Source organism: Azospirillum sp. SYSU D00513, assembly GCF_017356015.1.
Classification (GTDB): domain Bacteria; phylum Pseudomonadota; class Alphaproteobacteria; order Azospirillales; family Azospirillaceae; genus Azospirillum.
Genome location: NZ_JAFIQV010000005.1, coordinates 140,527 through 158,066, shown reverse-complemented (window position 1 = coordinate 158,066; position 17,540 = coordinate 140,527). Strand labels below are relative to the sequence as shown.

Annotated in this window: 13 protein-coding genes; 8 read left to right on the top strand and 5 right to left on the bottom strand. The window is 71.1% G+C overall.

Features of this window, described 5'->3' with window-relative positions; translation table 11 throughout:
• Window positions 1-7: 7 nt before the first annotated feature.
• The 4 genes from JUB11_RS06005 to purH all read left to right on the top strand — a co-directional run bounded on the left by JUB11_RS06005 (window position 8) and on the right by purH (window position 5,223).
• The gene (locus JUB11_RS06005; protein ID WP_207457220.1) at window positions 8-283 is read left to right on the top strand and encodes a hypothetical protein; all 276 of its coding nucleotides are present in this window, start codon (window positions 8-10) and stop codon (window positions 281-283) included.
• 62 nt (window positions 284-345) lie between these two features.
• Window positions 346-1,641, top strand: a complete 1,296-nt coding sequence (gene rsmB, locus JUB11_RS06000) for a 16S rRNA (cytosine(967)-C(5))-methyltransferase RsmB (RefSeq protein ID WP_207457218.1) — start codon at window positions 346-348, stop codon at window positions 1,639-1,641.
• A gap of 137 nt (window positions 1,642-1,778) precedes the next feature.
• Window positions 1,779-3,437 carry a heparinase II/III family protein gene (locus JUB11_RS05995; protein ID WP_207457216.1) on the top strand — a complete coding sequence of 553 codons (1,659 nt, stop codon included), beginning with the start codon at window positions 1,779-1,781 and terminating at the stop codon, window positions 3,435-3,437.
• 181 nt (window positions 3,438-3,618) lie between these two features.
• A complete protein-coding gene (purH, locus tag JUB11_RS05990) occupies window positions 3,619-5,223 on the top strand; it encodes a bifunctional phosphoribosylaminoimidazolecarboxamide formyltransferase/IMP cyclohydrolase (RefSeq protein ID WP_207457214.1) in 1,605 nt (534 codons plus the stop codon).
• Window positions 5,224-5,402: 179 nt separating this feature from the next.
• Here the strand turns inward: purH and JUB11_RS05985 are convergent, their stop codons facing one another.
• From JUB11_RS05985 to JUB11_RS05975, 3 genes are all read right to left on the bottom strand, one after another.
• On the bottom strand, window positions 5,403-5,567 hold the full coding sequence (locus JUB11_RS05985) for a hypothetical protein (RefSeq protein WP_207457212.1): 165 nt from the start codon (window positions 5,565-5,567) through the stop codon (window positions 5,403-5,405).
• 29 nt (window positions 5,568-5,596) lie between these two features.
• On the bottom strand, window positions 5,597-6,907 hold the full coding sequence (locus JUB11_RS05980) for an MFS transporter (protein ID WP_207457210.1): 1,311 nt from the start codon (window positions 6,905-6,907) through the stop codon (window positions 5,597-5,599).
• A gap of 75 nt (window positions 6,908-6,982) precedes the next feature.
• A complete protein-coding gene (locus JUB11_RS05975; protein WP_207457208.1) occupies window positions 6,983-7,531 on the bottom strand; it encodes a GNAT family N-acetyltransferase in 549 nt (182 codons plus the stop codon).
• A gap of 153 nt (window positions 7,532-7,684) precedes the next feature.
• On the opposite strand from JUB11_RS05975, the gene JUB11_RS05970 reads away from it, so the two are divergent.
• Window positions 7,685-8,050: a hypothetical protein gene (locus JUB11_RS05970; protein WP_207457206.1), complete on the top strand. Its 366-nt coding sequence runs from the start codon at window positions 7,685-7,687 to the stop codon at window positions 8,048-8,050.
• Between the two features lie 7 nt (window positions 8,051-8,057).
• Here the strand turns inward: JUB11_RS05970 and JUB11_RS05965 are convergent, their stop codons facing one another.
• On the bottom strand, window positions 8,058-9,698 hold the full coding sequence (locus tag JUB11_RS05965; protein ID WP_207457204.1) for a tetratricopeptide repeat protein: 1,641 nt from the start codon (window positions 9,696-9,698) through the stop codon (window positions 8,058-8,060).
• A 223-nt stretch (window positions 9,699-9,921) separates the two neighbouring features.
• On the opposite strand from JUB11_RS05965, the gene JUB11_RS05960 reads away from it, so the two are divergent.
• Together JUB11_RS05960 and JUB11_RS05955 are read left to right on the top strand one after the other, a co-directional pair.
• On the top strand, window positions 9,922-10,335 hold the full coding sequence (locus tag JUB11_RS05960) for a type II toxin-antitoxin system RelE/ParE family toxin (protein ID WP_247886872.1): 414 nt from the start codon (window positions 9,922-9,924) through the stop codon (window positions 10,333-10,335).
• On the top strand, window positions 10,328-10,660 hold the full coding sequence (locus JUB11_RS05955) for a helix-turn-helix transcriptional regulator (RefSeq protein WP_207457202.1): 333 nt from the start codon (window positions 10,328-10,330) through the stop codon (window positions 10,658-10,660). The genes JUB11_RS05960 and JUB11_RS05955 overlap by 8 nt, the downstream gene beginning before the upstream one ends.
• Window positions 10,661-10,718: 58 nt before the next feature.
• On the opposite strand, the gene JUB11_RS05950 is transcribed toward JUB11_RS05955, so the two are convergent.
• Window positions 10,719-15,596, bottom strand: coding sequence for an NAD-glutamate dehydrogenase (locus tag JUB11_RS05950; RefSeq protein ID WP_207457200.1), 4,878 nt, complete (start codon window positions 15,594-15,596; stop codon window positions 10,719-10,721).
• A gap of 221 nt (window positions 15,597-15,817) precedes the next feature.
• Between JUB11_RS05950 and JUB11_RS05945 the strand changes: the two genes are divergently transcribed.
• Window positions 15,818-17,512, top strand: coding sequence for a response regulator (locus JUB11_RS05945; protein ID WP_207457198.1), 1,695 nt, complete (start codon window positions 15,818-15,820; stop codon window positions 17,510-17,512).
• The last annotated feature ends 28 nt before the right edge of the window (window positions 17,513-17,540 follow it).

Genomic DNA, 17,540 nt, shown 5'->3' with positions numbered 1-17,540 from the left:
CCGAGCCATGGCGCGCTACGTGAAGAGCGACCGCTTCGACGAGCGGGTGAAGCGGGCGCTGCCGCCGGACGAGCGGGTGCGCGCCGACCGCACGCTGAAGCGGCTGGGCGAGAACCCGCCGCCGGCCGAGATCGAGTTGCGCCCCATGGAGGGGCAGGACGGGCTGCTGTGGGAGATGCGCGCGGGCGGGGCCAACCGCTTCATCCTGCGGCGCTGCCGGGACCGCGAGGGCGACTATTTCCTGGTCGAGGACGTCGGTTCCTACGAGCGGGTGGAGGAGTAGGCCCGCGGCCCCGGCATACTCGGCCATCGACAGTTGCCTTCCGGCGTACTACATCCACGCCCATGACCGAATCCACCCTCGCCGCGCGCGGCATCGCCCTCGATCTGCTGCGCGACGTGCTGCGCAAGAACGTTCCCTTCGACGACGCCTTCGACGCGCATCCCGAGATGGCATCGCTGGAGCCGCGCGACCGCGGCTTCGTGCGGCTGCTGGTCGCCACGGTGCTGCGCCGGCTCGGCCAGATCGACGCGCTGATCGAGGGAAGCCTCGCCAAGCCCGGCCTGCCCAAGGCGACGGTGCTCGACCTGCTGCGGCTCGGCACGGCTCAGCTCGTCTTCCTCGGCACGCCCCCGCACGCGGCGGTGGACACGGCGGTGGAACTGGCGGCGGCGCGCGGGGCGGAGCCCTACAAGGGGCTGATCAACGCGGTGCTGCGCCGGATCACCCGCGAGGGCGCGGAGCTGGCCGCGGCGCAGGACGCCGGGCGTCTCAACACGCCCGACTGGCTCTGGCTGAGCTGGCGCCAGCATTACGGCCTGCCGCGCACCCGCGCGCTGGTCGAGGCGCATCTGCACGAGGCGCCGCACGATATCACCGTCAAGGCCGATGCGGCGGGCTGGGCCGAGCGGCTGGAGGCACGGCTGCTGCCGACCGGCACCTTGCGCCGCGCCACCGGCGGTCCGGTCACCGAGCTGCCGGGCTTCGAGGAAGGGGCCTGGTGGGTGCAGGACCTCGCCGCCTCGCTGCCGGCCAAGCTGTTCGGCGACCTGACGGGCCGGCTGGTCTACGACCTGTGCGCCGCACCCGGCGGCAAGACCGCCCAGCTCGTCGCGGCTGGCGGGCGCGTGGTGGCGGTGGACCGTTCGGCCAAGCGGCTGGAACGGGTCACCCAGAACCTGTCCCGCCTCAATCTGGAGGCGGAGGTCGTCGCCGCCGACGTGGCGACCTGGAACCCCGGCCCGCCGGCCGACGCCGTGCTGCTCGACGCGCCCTGCTCGGCGACCGGCGCCATCCGGCGCCATCCGGACATCCTGCGCATCAAGCAGCCCGAGGACATCGCCAAGCTCGCCCGCGCGCAATCGCGGCTGCTCGCCCACGCGGTTGACCTCGTGAAGGTCGGCGGCACGCTGGTCTATTGCACCTGCTCCATCCAGCCGGAAGAGGGGGAATTGCAGATCGACCGCATCCTCGCCCAGGATCCGCGGGTGGAACGGCTGCCCGTCACGCCCGGCGAGCTGGGCGGCCTGTCCGAGCTGATCAACGGGCGCGGCGAGGTCCGGTCCTTGCCCGGCATGCTGCCCGAGCTTGGCGGGATCGACGGTTTCTTCGTGGCGCGGCTGCGGCGTATATCGGAATAACTTACCGCCGGCTTGCGGTGCACGCGGCTTATTGTTAACACACAGGGGATGCCCCCCACCGACCGCCTTCCCGTGATGACCAGAGCGCTCCGCCGACCAGCCCCGACCCCGTCCGGGGCCTGCCGCATGGTGGCACCATGACGAAGGCGCGCCGCCGGTACAGCGGTTTTCGGGGCGGAATGGCGCAGATCGCCTTCGGCAACCCCTTCTATTCCCTGACGCTGGGCGGCCGCGCGCCGTCCGTGCTGGCCGCGGTGCCGCCCGATCCCTGGCCGGGCGACGCCGGGCAGGGTGCGGCCATCCTGTCGGGCGTGCTGCGCTTCGCAGGCCAGGGGCTCGGCATGGACCCGAACGGCGCGCCCAACTGGGCTCCGTCCAACGCGACGCAGGGCTGGCTGGCCGCCCTGCACGGGTTCGAGTGGCTGCGCGACCTGCGCGCGGTCGGCGGCGACGCCGCCCGGCGGCGCACGCGCCAGCTCGTCCTCTCCTGGCTCGACGGCAACGCCGCCTGGAGTGCCGAGAGCTGGGCGCCCGACGTGCTGGGTGCCCGCATCGCCAACTGGATCGGATTGCACGATTTCTACTGCGCGTCCGCCGACGACGAGTTTCGCGCCCGAGTCTTCCACAGCCTGGCCCGCCAGACCCGCCACCTGACCCGCGTTGTTCCCGGCAATCTCGGCGGGGCCGAGCTGATCACCGCGCTGAAGGGCATGATCTACGGCGGCTTCTGCCTGCCCGACCACGAGAAGGCCGGGATGGAGGCGCTGCGCCAGCTCGACCGCGCGCTGCCGCGCCAGATCCTCGCCGACGGCGGCCATGTGGAGCGCAACCCGTCGGTCCAGCTCCGCATCCTGCGCGACCTGATCGACATCCGCGCCGTGCTGCGCGTCGCCCATGTCGAGCTGTCGGAAACGCTCCAGCACACCATCGACCGCATGACGCCGGCCCTGCGCTTCTTCCGGCACGGCGACGGCGGGCTCGCGCTCTTCAACGGCGGGGCGGAGGAGGACGCCGCCCTGGTGGACACGGTCCTGGCCCAGGCCGACGCGCGTGGCCGCCCGCTGAAAAGCGCGTCGCACACCGGCTTCGAGCGGCTGATCGCCGGCCGCACGCTGGTGCTGATGGACAGCGGCTCCCCCCCGCCGCCCGGCCTGGACGCCCGCGCCCACGCCGGCACCCTGTCGATGGAGGTGTCCGTCGGCAAGGAGCGCATGATCGTCAATTGCGGCAGCCACCCGCTGGACAGCGGCCCCTGGCGCCCGGCGCTGGCCGCCACGGCGGCCCATTCCACGGTCACGCTCGCCGAGACCAACAGCTCCGAAGTGCTGGAGGCCGGCGGGCTCGGCCGCCGGCCCACCCATGTCGCCAGCGAGCGGCAGGAGTCCGACGGGGCCGTGCTGGTGGTCGCCACCCACAACGGCTATGCCCGGAACTTCAGCTTCCTGCACCGGCGGCGCGTCTATCTCGCCGACAACGGCGAGGACCTGCGCGGCGAGGACACGCTGGAGCCGGTCATCGGCGCCACGCCGGAGAACCAGCCCTTCGCGCTGCGCTTCCACCTGCACCCCTCCGTGCAGGCCGCCTTCCTCGGCAACGGGGTGGTGCAGCTCCTGCTGCCGAGCGGGGCCGAATGGCGGCTGCGCGCCACCGGCGGCAACATCGTGCTGGACGAGAGCATCTATCTCGGCGGCGGCGGCGAGCACCGGCGGACCACGCAGGTCGTGATCCACGGGCATACCGGCTCCGACGGCACCACGGTGAAATGGGCCTTGCGCCGCGAGCGCAAGGGGGCGTAAATCGCGGCCATTCGCGGCGGCCGGCCCGATTTCGCGCTGTTTTCAGGGTGAAAACCGGACGGGAGACCTGGGAAGACCGGGACATGCGGGGCGGGCGGGGCGATGGTCCCGGCCGGCGCCGCGCTGTCCGCCCTGTCGCCTCCCGCTGCGACCGGTTCGACCCCGACAGCAGGATTGCCCCATGAGCCCGCCGAAAGCCGCCCATTCCCCCGCTCCCGACACCGTGCGCATCACCCGCGCGCTGATTTCCGTGTCCGACAAGACGGGGCTGGTCGCCCTGGGGCAGGCGCTCGCGGCCAGGGGCGTGGAGATCCTCTCCACCGGCGGCTCCGCCCAGCGGCTGGCCGAGGCCGGCGTGCCGGTGAAGGAGGTCTCCGACCACACCGGCTTTCCCGAGATCATGGACGGCCGCGTCAAGACGCTGCACCCGCGCGTCCATGGCGGCATCCTGGCCCGCCGCGACATCCACGCCGACGCCATGGCCGCGCACGACATCCCGGCCATCGACCTGGTGGTCGTGAACCTCTACCCGTTCGAGTCGACGGTGGCCGGCGGCGCCGACTACGCCAACTGCGTCGAGAACATCGACATCGGCGGCCCGGCCATGATCCGCGCGGCGGCCAAGAACCACGACTTCGTCACCATCGTCACCGAGCCCGAGGATTACGAGGCGGTGATCGCCGAGCTGGCGGCCACGGACGGCTGCACCACGCTTGCCCTGCGCCGCCGGCTCGCCCAGCGCGCCTACGCCCGCACCGCCGCCTACGACGCCGCCATCTCCGGCTGGCTCGCCGGCCAGCAGGGCGAGGTCTTCCCGCCGCGCACCGCCCTGTCCGGCAAGCTGGTCCAGACCCTGCGCTATGGCGAGAACCCGCACCAGCAGGCGGCCTTCTACGCGACCGGCGAGCAGCGCCCCGGCGTCGCCACCGCCATCCAGCTCCAGGGCAAGGAGCTGAGCTACAACAACCTCAACGACACGGACGCCGCCTTCGAGCTGGTGGCCGAGTTCGAGCGCCCGGCCGTCGCCATCATCAAGCACGCCAACCCCTGCGGCGTCGCCCAGGGCGAAAGCCTGCTGGAGGCCTACAAGTCGGCCCTGCTCTGCGACCCGGTCAGCGCCTTCGGCGGCATCATCGCCGTCAACCGCCCGCTGGACGCCGCCACGGCGGAGGAGATCGCCAAGCTCTTCGCCGAGGTGGTGATCGCGCCGGACGCCGACGAGGCCGCCCGCGCCGTGCTGGCCTCCAAGAAGAACCTGCGCGTCCTGCTGAGCAAGGACATGCCGGACCCGGCCGAACCGGGCATGATGATCAAGCAGCTCTCCGGCGGCTTCCTCTTGCAGAACCGCGATTCCGGCCGCGTCAGCCCGGCCGACCTGAAGGTCGTGACCAAGCGCGCTCCGACCGAGGCCGAGATGGCCGACCTGCTCTTCGCCTTCCGCGTCGCCAAGCACGTCAAGTCGAACGCCATCGTCTACGCGAAGAACGGCGCCACCGTCGGCGTCGGCGCCGGCCAGATGAGCCGCGTCGACTCCGCCCGCATCGCCGCCATCAAGTCGGGCGAGGCCGCCAAGGCCGCCGGCCTGTCCGAGCCGCTGACCCGCGGCTCGGTCGTGGCGTCGGACGCCTTCTTCCCCTTCGCCGACGGCCTGCTGGCGGCGGCGGAAGCCGGTGTCACGGCGGTGATCCAGCCCGGCGGCTCGATCCGCGACGACGAGGTGATCGCCGCCGCCGACGAGAAGGGCCTCGCCATGGTCCTCACCGGCATGCGCCACTTCCGGCACTGAGCCGTTTGCCAGGATTGCGTACGGAGCGGGCGGGGCCTTCGGGCTCCGCCCGTTTTCAATTCTTGGGTCGGTGAACTTCCGGCGGTTTTGGCCGCTGCTTGTGAAAATCCATCACAAGGCGTGAAAAACAGGAAGAATCGGGCCTGATCCGTGAAAAGCTTGAAGCCGTGCACCCGGCTTCAGCGCCGGCCGAGCATCCGGGCGAACAGCTCCGCGGCGGTGGGCGGTGCCGAAGGCTTGGCTTCGTCGCGCGGGGGAACCTCCGCCGGCTGGCCTTGCGCGGCGGGCCGGTTCAGCGCCTCGTTGATGCTGGCGAAGGCCTCGATGTCCTTGATGTGCAGCATGCGGCTTTACTCCGTCCTTCCAGGAATGTTCAGGGCGGGGGTGACGGCGCGGCTTCGGCGCGCGCCGGCTCGCGAACGGTGAGCATAAGCGCGAAGCCGATCACGAAGAAAGCGACAACGCTCGCCATGCCGGCGCGCTGGCTGGAGAAGGCCTGGGTGGCGAGGCCGAAGGCGAGAGGGCCGAGGAAGCCGACGGCCCGGCCGGTCAGGCTGTAGAGCCCGAACATCTCGCCCGCCATGCCCGGCGGCGACAGCCGCGCCATCAGCGACCGCCCGGCGGCCTGGGCCGGCCCGAAGAAGGTGCCGAGCCCGAGGGCCAGGATCCAGAACCACAGCTTCTCCTCGACCAGCAGCAGCGGCACGCCGAAGCCGGTGAGTGCCGTGAGGCTGATGAGGATCGTCGGCTTGGCGCCGATCCGGTCGTCCACCCAGGCGAAGGCGACCGCCCCGAACCCTGCGCAGACGTTCAGCGCGATGGCGAAGAGCACGATCTCCTGGAAGCTCATCCCGAAGGTGCCGGCGGCGAACAGGCCGCCGAAGGCGGTGATGGTGCTGATGCCGTCGCGGAAGAAGGCGCTGGCGATCAGGTAGCGCAGGACCTGCTTGTAGCGGCGCAGCTCCAGAACCGTCCGGCGCAGGGTGGCGAGTCCCTCGCGCACGGACGCACCCAGGGGGCGCCCGGTGGCCGGCTCGTCCGGCACCAGCAGGAAATAGGGCAGGGCGAAGAGCCCGTACCAGGCCGCCACCAGCAGGCTGGTCGCCCGCACGTTGGCTTGATCCTCCTTGCCGAGCAGCCCGAACAGCGGGGCCTCGGCCTGCACGAAGACGAAGAGCGCCAGAACGAGGCAGCTCAGGCCGCCGAAATAGCCCAAGCCCCAGCCCCAACCCGACACGCGGCCCAGCCGGTCCTTCGGCACCAGCCCGGGCAGGCTGGCGTTGTAGAAGACGTTCGCCAGCTCGAAGGAGACCGTCGCCACCACCACGCAGGCCAGCGCGAGGAAGGCGTCGTCCGGGGTGGGCCGCACCCACCAGAGCAGGGCGCTCGCCACGACCGTCACCGCCGTGAAGCCGGCCAGCCAGGGCTTGCGCCGTCCGTTGCGGTCGGCGATGGCGCCCAGAACGGGGCTCAGCAGCGCGATCAGCAGGCCGCACAGCGTCATGGCGGCACTCCAGCGGGCGGCACCCGACACCTCGTCGCCCACCACCCCGCGCGCGAAATAGACGGCGAAGATGAAGGTGGTGATCACCGTGTTGTAGGCCGAGCAGGCCCAGTCGTAGAGGCACCAGGCGGCGATGGCGCGCCAGTCGCTCGTTCGGCCGGCGGCGGGGGTGGGCGGCATGAGGGGCTCCTGTCAGGCGCGCCGCAGTCTAGCCCAAGCCGGCGTCCAGCCCAAGCCACGGCCCGGCTCCCGTCCTCAGGCGAGGTTCTTGTAGAAGAAGGTGGTGTCGCAGGGGCGCCCGTCGGGATGGAGGGCGAAGCCGGGAATCACCCCGACCCGAGTCCAGCCCATGCGCCCGTAAAGCCGCTCGGCCTCCTCCGAGCCGGTGTCGAGCACGAGCAGCGTCTTGCCGGCCGCCCGCGCCGCCTCCTCCGCGGCCCGCATCAGCGCGGCACCGACACCGCGCCGCCGGGCACGGCGGTGGACCAGCATCTTGGACAGGTCGGCGCGGTGCGGCTGGTTTTCCGGCTGTCCGAGAATCAGCTGCACCGTGCCCAGGGTCTCGCCATTCGCGGGGTCCTCCGCGACCAGAAGGGCGCGCTCGCCACGCGCGACCCCTTCGGCGACGCCGCGCCAGAAGGCCTCGGCCTTCTCCCGGCCGAGTGGCGCCATGAAGCTGACCGAGGCGCCGCCCGCGACGCAGTCGATAAGGACCTCCGCCAGGGCGGCGACCCTCCCGTGGGCCTCCTCGCCCGAGAGCGGGCGGACGAGGATGGCGTCGTCGCGGGGTGCGGCTTCGGTCATGGTCGTTCCTCGTCTCCTGGCGCCGGACCAGCATGAAATCGCGCATCGGCGGCGTCAACGGCCCGGCGAGCCCGTGCTATCTTGCCCCGGCCGGGCCTCGCGTGCCCGGACATTGCCGAGGACCCGGACATTGCCGAGGAGACGACCGTGACCATGCCGAAGGCCGTTTTCACCGCCGCGCTGCTCGGCCTGACGCTGGCGATGCCGCTGGCCGGCTGCGGCGCGTCCGGCGCCTTTTCCTCGCAAGGGGAGGGCCAAACACTGACCGTCGCCCGCCCTGACAGCGAAGCGGCCTGCCGGGAGGCTGGCGGGCGCTGGGCCAAGGGGGGGCGGCGCGGGCTGGAGCTGTGCTTCATGCCGCTTTCCGACGGCGGCAAGGCCTGTACCGCGCGCGGCGACTGCGCCGGGGAGTGCCTCGTGACCGAGGCCGGCGCCCAGTGCCAGAAGAGCGGCCCGATCTTCGGTTGCTACAGCTACCTCGACGACCAGGGGCGCAAGGGGACGATTTGCCGGGACTAGGCCGGCTTCAGACCATCGAGCCGCCGACCACGCCGAAGGAGATCTGGTTGTTGTCGTAGCGGGCCAGGATGCGCAGCCGGTCGCCGGGGGCGACCGGGATCGGGCTTTCCAGGAAGGTCATGGCCTGCTTCCAGTGGTTGGTGCGCGAGCGGCTCCCCGAGCGGTAGGTGACCTCCTCGTCCATGAAGAGGTCGAACCAGAAGGCGACGCCATGGACGGTGCCCTCGGCGGTGACCTCCACCTCGATCTCGCGCTCGCCCTCCTCCGGCATGTTGCGGGTGAAGTCGAAGTCCAGCGCGGTGAAGTCGGCGGACAGGGGCGTGTGGGCGTCGGCGGCGAGGTCGATCTGCTGGTAGCCGGGGGAGCGGAAGACGTCGAAGCTCGACATGTCGAAGCCGTCGATGGTCTTGACCGGGTTGATGCGCGCCAACTCCGGCGTCTCGACCAGCATGGCGTAGACCGTCGAGGCGCGCGGGATGATGGCGCCGCCGGGCTTCACCAGATGGGTGCGGGCGTGCTGGAGCACCGACAGCATGCGCGGGGCCAGCATGCCGATGTTGATCAGCTCCGACACGAAGACGTCGGCCTTCTCCGGCATGTCCTCGCCCATGACGAGCTGGGTGGACAGCTTCGGCACGACCGAGACGCGGTCCTCGTAGCCGTTCCGGGCCACGGTCTCCTTGGCGACGCGGGCGAGGATCGGGTTCACCTCGCAGGTCACCACCTTCCCCGCGCCCGCGCGCGCGGCCATCATGGCGACGATGCCCGATCCGGTGCCGATCTCCAGCACCAGGGAGTCGGGCTTCACCGCCCGGCGCAGCGCCGCGTCGTAGGCCTCGTTCCGTTCGAAGTCGTTGATCATCGGCAGGTGCCAGCCGGGCACCGCGCCGGAATGGATCAGCCGGCGCGTGAAGGCGACCAGCGGGTGGTCCGGGTCGATGGCGCGGGCCGCCTCGATGACCTCCACCGCCTCGCCCGCTCGGTCAAGGCTCTGCAGCGCGTGGGCCAGCCCGACATGGGCCGGGATGAAGCGGGGTGCCGCCGTCAGCACGGCGCGGAAGGCCTCGGCCGCCTCCTCCAGCGCGCCGCGCGTGGACAGCAGTTCGGCGAGGTTGTAGCGGGCGTCGAGATAGCCCGGCTCCAGCTCCAGCGAGGTGGCGAAGGCGGCTTCCGCCTCCTCCAGCCGGCCCAGCTCACGGAGCGTGGCGCCCAGGAAGTTGTGCATCTCCGGCGCGCCGGGGCGCAGCTCCAGCGCCTTGCGGAAGGCGGCCTCCGCCTCCTCCGGCCGGCCCAGCGCCTTCAGCGCGTTGCCGAGGTTGCCGTGCAGCTCCGGCAGCCGGTCGTTCACCGCCAGCCCGCCGCGGAAGGCGGCCTCCGCCTCCGCCGCGCGGCCGAGCTGGAAGAGCAGGCTTCCCCGGCTGTTGTGGAAGGAGGCGTCGTTGCCGTTCTCCCCGATGGCGCGGGCGAACAGCTCCAGCGCCGGTTCCGGATGGCCGGTGTGGGCGGCGATCAGGCCGAGCAGGTGCAGGGCGTCGGCGTTGTGCGGGTCCGCCGCCAGGATCCCCCGGCAGGCAGCCTCCGCCCCGGCGAGGTCGTCCGCCCGGAACCGGCGGATGGCGTCTTTCAGGTCGGGGGCGGTGTCGGTCATGGCGGAGGCTCCGGATCGGCGAAAAGCTCTGGTCGTGGCGCACTTTAGCGGGAAAGCCGCCGTTGCTACAGCCATAATGCCATGCCCGCCGGAGCTGTGTGCCTACCCGCCCACCGGATCTAAGCCGGGCGCTTCTACCGGCCGACCTTCCGAACGCGAGCATGCCCGCTCATCGGCATCGACATTCATTCGTATGGAGGGTTGGCGTTGAGCCTTCCGATGAATGAGCTACGAGGCTCTTGGAAGTATGGCAAAAACACCATATCCTTCCGCACCGAAAGGCCGTGAAATCCTTTGGATGGGCAGCAGTCTCAAAGACATTTCACGCTTCGATCCGGATCTGAAGGGAGCGTTCGGATACCAGCTTCGCCAAGTGCAGAACGGGGAAACTCCTTTCAACGCCAAGCCGGCGGAAGTGCCGGGCACGATGAAGCTTGTGGAGAACGACGACACAGATACTTACCGGGTCGTGTACACGGTGAAGCTTAAGACAGCTGTGTATGTGTTGCATGCATTTCAGAAGAAATCGAAAAGCGGAATAGCAACGCCACAGAGGGACATCGACTTGATCCGGAAACGTCTGGCGAGCGCGGCGGAACTGGATCGTGAACGCGAGGAGGAACGGAGGAATGGCTGATTTCACCGTAAGCAGCGGCAATGTCTTCGCCGACCTTGGGTTCACCGCCGAGCAAGCCGAGGAGATGGAGGTCAAGAGCGGCCTCATCGGCCACATCGCGGCGGCCATCCATAGTCGGGGACTGACACAGACGGAGGCCGCAGCCCTGGTCGGCACGGATCAGCCGACCCTGTCCAAGGTGTTGCGGGGCCGCATGCACAGCGTGAGCGTCGAGCGTTTGACGGCTTGGCTGAACAGGCTGGGCTATGACGTGACGGTCACGGTGACCGCCAAGCCCGAGACGGCCGGCCGTGGACATTTCTCGGTCGATCTCGGCGCGGGATGACGGCCGGGCCTGTCCGGATTGGTTCCGGACAGGCCCGGCGGCCTCATGCACGCCCCCGTTACCCCGCCGTCAGCCCCCGGAGCTGCCGGTTGGCGACGGCGAGCATGGAGAGGTCGATGCCGGGCTGGGTGCGCAGCTCCGAGAGGAGCTGTTCGACCCGCTCGACCACCGGGCGGCGCTGCTCGGTCCAGCTTTCCACCAGCGCGTCCGCCGCCGAGGCGGAGCCGCCGGACTCCAGGATGCGCAGGGTCAGCTGCGTCTGGTGCGCGAACAGGTCGTCCAGGATGGCGGCCACGGCCTGCTTCTGCCAGTGGTTGTCGGTCTTGGCCATCGCCGCCTTCTCGCGCAGCCATTCCAGCCCGAAGCGGCGGCCGAGCTGGAAGAACACCGCCGCAACCGCCGCGACCTCGCGGCCCGTCCGACCGGCGATCCGCACGATGTCGGGGGCGGCGGCGAGCACCGGCAGCGCCGCCACGCGGCCGGCGAGGACGTCGGGCACGCCCTGCCCGGCGAACTCCCGTCGGCGGTCGGCGAACTGCTGGATCTCGTCCGGGTCGAGCACGTCCTCCAGCCCGCCGGCCAGCGCTTCGATGCCGGGGCGGTAGGCGGCCGTCTCCGCCGCGATGTCCAGCGGGTGGGCGGCGTTCGTCAGGAACCAGGCGGCCGTACGCTCCATCAGCTGCACCGTCTCCAGCAGCATGGCGGTCTGCACGGCCGCCGCGACGCGGTTGTCCAGCCCCTCGATCTCCGCCCACAGTGAGCGCAGGCCGAAGGCGTCGCGCACGATGGCGTAGGCGCGCGTCACGTCGGCCGGGCCCATGCCGGTCTTCTCCATGATCTCCTTCACGAAGGTCGGGCCGCCCCGGTTGGACAGGCTGTTGGTCATGACGTTGGCGATGATCTCGCGCCGCAGCCGGTGGCGGGCGATGGCGTCGGCGTGCCGCTCGCGCAGGGGGCCGGGGAAGTAGCGCAGCAGGTCCTCGGTCATGAAGGGATCGTCCGGCAGGTCCGAGGCCAGCAGGTCGTCGTAGAGCGTCAGCTTGGCATAGCCCAGCAGCACCGCCAGCTCCGGCCGGGTCAGCCCCTGCCGGTTCGCCGTGCGCGACGCGATCTCCTCTTCGTCGGGCAGGAACTCGATGGCGCGGTTCAGCCGGCCCGACCGCTCCAGCGCGCGGATGAAGCGCGCCTGCGGCTCGAGCTGGTCGGCCCCGCGCGCCTGGGCGAGCGACAGGGCCTGGGTCTGGTGGTAGTTGTGGGCGAGCACGAGGCGCGCCACCTCGTCGGTCATGCTGCTCAGCAGCTCGTCGCGCTGCTTCAGCGTCATGTCGCCGCGCGCCACCACGTCGCCTAGCAGGATCTTGATGTTCACCTCATGGTCGGAGGTGTCCACGCCCGCGGAGTTGTCGATGGCGTCGGTGTTCAGCCGGACCCCGTTCATGGCCGCCTCGACGCGCCCGCGCTGGGTGACGCCGAGGTTGGCGCCCTCGCCGACGACCCTGGCCCGGATGTCGCGCCCGTCGATGCGAAGCGCGTCGTTGGCCTTGTCGCCGGCGTCGGCGTTGGTCTCGCGCGACGCCTTCACGTAGGTGCCGATGCCGCCGAACCACAGCAGGTCCACCCTGGCCGTCAGCAGCCGGCGCATCAGCTCCGCCGGGGGCAGGTGGGTCTCGGCGATTCCGAAGCGCTCGCGGATCTCCGGCGTCAGCTCCAGCGACTTGGCCGAGCGCTCGTAGATCCGTCCGCCCTTGGACAGCAGGCCCGCGTCGTAGTCGGCCCAGGAGGAGCGGGGCAGGTCGAACAGCCGCTTGCGCTCGGCCCAGCTCGCCGCCGGATCCGGATCGGGATCGACGAAGACGTGGCGGTGGTCGAAGGCGGCGAGCAGACGGATGTGTTTCGACAGCAGCATGCCGTTGCCGAACACGTCGCCCGACATGTCGCCGACCCCGACGCAGGTGAAGTCCTGCGTCTGGATGTCCTGGCCGATCTCGCGGAAATGGCGCTTCACCGACTCCCAGGCGCCGCGCGCGGTGATGCCCATCTTCTTGTGGTCGTAACCGGCCGAGCCGCCGCTGGCGAAGGCGTCGCCCACCCAGAATCCGTACTCCAGCGACACCGCGTTGGCGTAGTCGGAGAAGGTCGCCGTCCCCTTGTCGGCGGCGACCACCAGATAGGGGTCGTCCCCGTCATGGCGAACGACGCCGGCCGGCGGCGCGACCGAACCGTCGGCGGCGAAGTTGTCGGTGATGTCCAAGAGGCCGCGCATCAATGTGCGGTAGCATTCCACGCCTTCGGCGAGCCATGCCTCACGGCCCGCCGAGGCCGGCGGCGGGCGCTTGACCACGAAGCCGCCCTTGGAGCCGACCGGCACGATGACCGCGTTCTTGACCATCTGCGCCTTCATCAGCCCGAGGATCTCCGTCCGGAAATCCTCGCGCCGGTCGGACCAGCGGATGCCGCCGCGCGCCACCTTGCCGCCGCGCAGATGCACGCCCTCCATGCGCGGGCTGTAGACGAAGACCTCCACCATCGGGCGCGGCAGAGGCAGCTCCTCGATGTTGCGGCTGTCCAGCTTGAAGGAGAGATAGGGCTTGGGCCGGCTGTCGGCCCCCGGCTGATAGGCGTTGGTGCGCAACGTGCAGCGGACCAGGTTGAGGACGCGGCGCAGGATGCGGTCCTCCTCCAGGTCGCCCACTCCATCCAGCGCCCGTTCGATGGCCTCCACATGGGCGGCCTCGGCCTGCCGCCGCTCCCCAGAGCCGTCGCCGGGGCCGGCAGCGGTGGCGGACGGATCGAAGCGGGCGTGGAACAGGGCCAGCAGCTCGCGGGCGATGGCCGGATAGGCGGCCAGCGTGTTCTCCACCAGATCCTGCCCGTAGGGCAGCCGCGCCTGGCGCAGGTACTTCGCGTAGGCGCGCAGGACGGCGACCTCCCGCGCGGTCAGCCCGGCGCGCAGGACCAGCCGGTTGAAGCCGTCATCCTCCATGCGGCCGTCCCACACGGCCAGCAGGGTCTGCTGGAACGTCTCCTTCACGGCGGCGATCTCGGCCGGCGCGCCGGCCTGCCCGCGCGCGGCGAAATCATGGATCCACACGGCCGGGGCGCCATCGGCCCCGGCGATCTCGTAGGGCACCTCGGTGATGACCTTCAGGTCCATGTGCTCCAGCATCGGCAGCACGTCGGACAGCGGCACCGGGGTGCCCTCGCGGTAGATCTTCACATGCAGGGTGCCGGGTTCGGCCTCCAGCGGGCGGTAGAGGTTCACGGCGAAGCCGCCCTGGGCCGCCGCGCGTCCGATCCAGTCGATGTCCTGGACCGCGGTCTCGGCCGGGAAGTCCTCCCGGTAGCCCGCCGGGAAGGCGTCGGCGTAGCGGCGCAGCAGCGCCAGCCCCTTCTCCTCGCCGTGCGCCTGGATCAGGGCGGAGGCGAGCTGGTCGGCCCAGCCGCGCACGACGCGGGCCACCTGCGCCTCCAGCTCCGCCGGATCGAAGGCGGGAAGCTTGCCGGGCGACGTGCGGACGATCAGGTGCAGCCGGGCCAGGGCGTTCTCGGAGAGCTGCGTGTAGAAGGCCGTACAGCAGCCGTCCAGCGCCTTCTCCAGGATGGTCTGGACCTGCCGGCGCAGGGCGGTGTCGTAGCGGTCGCGCGGGATGTAGACGAGGCAGGAGACGAAGCGTTCGAACGGGTCCTTGCGCAGGAACAGCGCGGTGCGCTGGCGCTCCTGCAGGTGCAGGATGCCCATGGCGATGTCGAACAGCTCGTCAGGGCGGATCTGGAACAGCTCGTCGCGCGGGTAGCTCTCCAGGATGTTCAGCAGCGCCTTGCCGTCGTGGCTGCGCGGTTCGAATCCGGCGCGCTCCACGATCTCGGCGGTCTTGCGGCGCAGGTAGGGGATCTCGCGCGGGCTGCGGTTGTAGGCGGACGAGGTGAAGAGCCCGGCGATCAGACGCTCGCCGACGACCCGGCCCGTCTCGTCGAAGCGCTTGATGAGGATGACGTCCATCGGCACCGGCCGGTGGACGGGGGAGGCGCGGTTCGCCTTGGTGACCATCAGGACGCGCGGGTTGCGCAAGAACTCCCGCACTTCCGGCGGCAGGGTGACGTAGTTGCGCAGGCCGTCGAAGACGGTGACCTGCTCGTCGCGCAGGATGCCGAGCCCGCTTTCGGGCACGAGGTTGAGCGAGGTCTGCGCGCCTTCCGCCCCCTCCTCGAACCGGTATTCGCGCAGGCCCAGGAAGGTGAAATGGTGGTCCTTCAGCCAGCGCAGGAAGGCCATCGCCTCCTCCACCTCCTCCGGCGGGACGGAGCGGAAGGCGGCCACGGACTCCTCCATCGCCTCGCCCACGCGGTCGAGCATGGCGCCCCAGTCACCGACCGCCGCCCGCACGTCGCCCAGCACGCGTTCCAGCCCGGCGCGCGCGGCCTCCAGCGCCTCGGGCCGGCTGACGGCGCCGATCTCCACATGCATGAAGGATTCGGGCCTGGTCTCCGCCGGCGCCTCGGCCGGCCCGTGCAGACCGGTCAGCCACCCCGCCTCGTCGCGCGCGACCCGCACCACGGGATGGATCACCAGATGGACGGTCAGCCCCTGGCGCGTCAGCTCCGCCACGACGGAATCGACCAGGAAGGGCATGTCGTCGTTGACGATCTCCACCACGGTGCGCGGCGACTGCCAGCCATGCTCTTCCATGCGCGGGTTGTAGACGCGCACGGCGGCCCGGTCGGGCTCGCGCCGCTGGCCCCACTGCCAGATGGCGAGTGCCGCGCCGTAGAGCTGCTCGGCCGGGGCCTGGAGGATGTCGTCGGGGGGGACGTTGTCGTAAAACTGCCGGACGAAACGCTCGGCGGGACCGGCGCGGTCGCGGTCCAGCCGCTCATGAAGGTGGCGGACGACCTGGTCGGTCAGTTTTTCCTTCAGCTGTTCGGCCTTGAGCGCCATGCGCTGTTCCTTCCCGGTTCTTCCAGTCGCGGCCGGTCTGGGCCGACCTTGGGCGACAGGGTAGCCGATCCGCCGGGGCTGGCAACCGGCGCGCGGGCATGGAGGCCTCTAAAATGCTCTTACGCCCAAAGGACAGGTTGTGGCACCGGCGGGCCGGCTCCGATGTTAGAAGCTTCTGTTAACGAGTTGTTAACCTTTCCGGGGCGGTGGGGGAGCGGCGCATGGATATGGCCTTGGCGGACATGGGCCTCGGCGTGCTGGCGGCGCTTCTGCTGGCCGGCGGCTCGGGCCTGGCCGGCTGGACGCTGCGCGCCCGCCGGGACGGGCCGGCGCCCGTCGCCCGGCCATCACAGGAACTCACGGTCGCCACCCCGGCACCGGCCGTCGCGGACGATGGGCCGGAGGCGCTGAACCGCGCGCTGCTCGACTCCGTCCGGGATGGCGTGATCGTGCTGGACGAGGGCGGCGGCATCCGGGCGCTGAGCCGATCGGCCGAGCGCCTGTTCGGCCGCGGCCTCGAATCGCTGCAAGGGCAGGGGATCGAGTCCCTGCTGCCCGAGCCTGCCCTGCCCGAGCATGGGCTGACCGTCGGCGAGAGCTGCCGGACCCAGGGGCGCCACCGGGACGGGCGGTTCTTCCCCCTGGACCTCACCGTCGGCGGCGAGGCGCTGGTGAATGGCGAGCGGCTGATGACCCTGCTGGTCCGCGAGCCCGCCCGCCCGCCCGTGCAGCGGCCGCCCGCCCACCGCCCCGCCGCCCGCCCGGCGGCATCCGGCGTGGCCGTGTCCGGAGAGGACGGCGGCCTGGCGCTGCGCCGCGCCAAGGAGGAGGCGGAGCGCGCCGCCGCCGCACGCACCAAGTTCCTGGCCGCCGCTGGCCACGACCTGCGCCAGCCGGTCCAGTCGCTGATCTTCTTCACCTCGGTCCTCGCCTCCCGCCTGCCGGAGGGGCCGATGCTGAAGATGGTGCGCAACATGGAGACGGCCGTCGACTCCATGAAGACGCTGCTCGACAACCTGCTCGACGTGGCGCGGCTCGACGACGGAACGGTGACCGTCTCGCCGGCGGACTTCCCCGCCGACAGCGTGCTGGGGCCGGTGCTGAACGGGCTGACGGCGACGGCCGAGCGCAAGGGGGTGGATCTGCGTGTGGTGCCCTCCAGCGCCATGGTGACCACCGACCCGGCCCTGCTCGGCCGCATGCTGCGCAACCTCGTGGACGGTGCCCTGCGCGGCACGGAGGACGGGCGGGTGCTGGTCGGCTGCCGGCGGCACGGCGGCCTACTGCGCATCGAGGTGTGGGACACCGGCAACGGGGAATCGCCCGGCCTGACGGAGGAGGGGCCGGAGAAGGGCATCGCGCTCGGCTTCGCCGTGGTGCGGCGGCTCGCGGCCCTGATGGGGCTGACGGTCGGCGCGCGGCCACTGCCGGGGCGCGGCGCCCTGCGCTGGGTCGAGGTGCCGCTCCAGCCCGTCGCCCGGCGCGACGTCCGCCGCCCGGTGCGCGCCGGCGAGGGCGCCGACGCGTCGCGCGGCACGTCCTCGCGGGGAACGATCGTCCTGATCGACGACGAGCCGGTGGTGCTCGCCAGCCTCCAGATGGTGCTGCAGGGCTGGGGCTACGAGGTGATCGCCGCCTCTTCTGCGGCGGAGGCGGTCGGGCTGCTGTCCGAACACGGCCGCCCGCCCAGCATGATCCTCAGCGACTATCGCCTGCGCGAGGGCCGCAACGGCGCCGAGGCCATCCGCGAGTTGTGCGAGCTGTTCCACCAGCCGATCCCCAGCATCATCATCACCGGCGACACCGCCCCCGACCGCATCCGCGAGGCGCGGGCGAGCGGCATCAACGTCCTGCACAAGCCCGTCACCCCGCCGGCGCTCCTCAACGCGCTGACCCAGACGATGGGAAGCGCGTAGGAACACGCAACTCCGAGGCAAGGTCCGG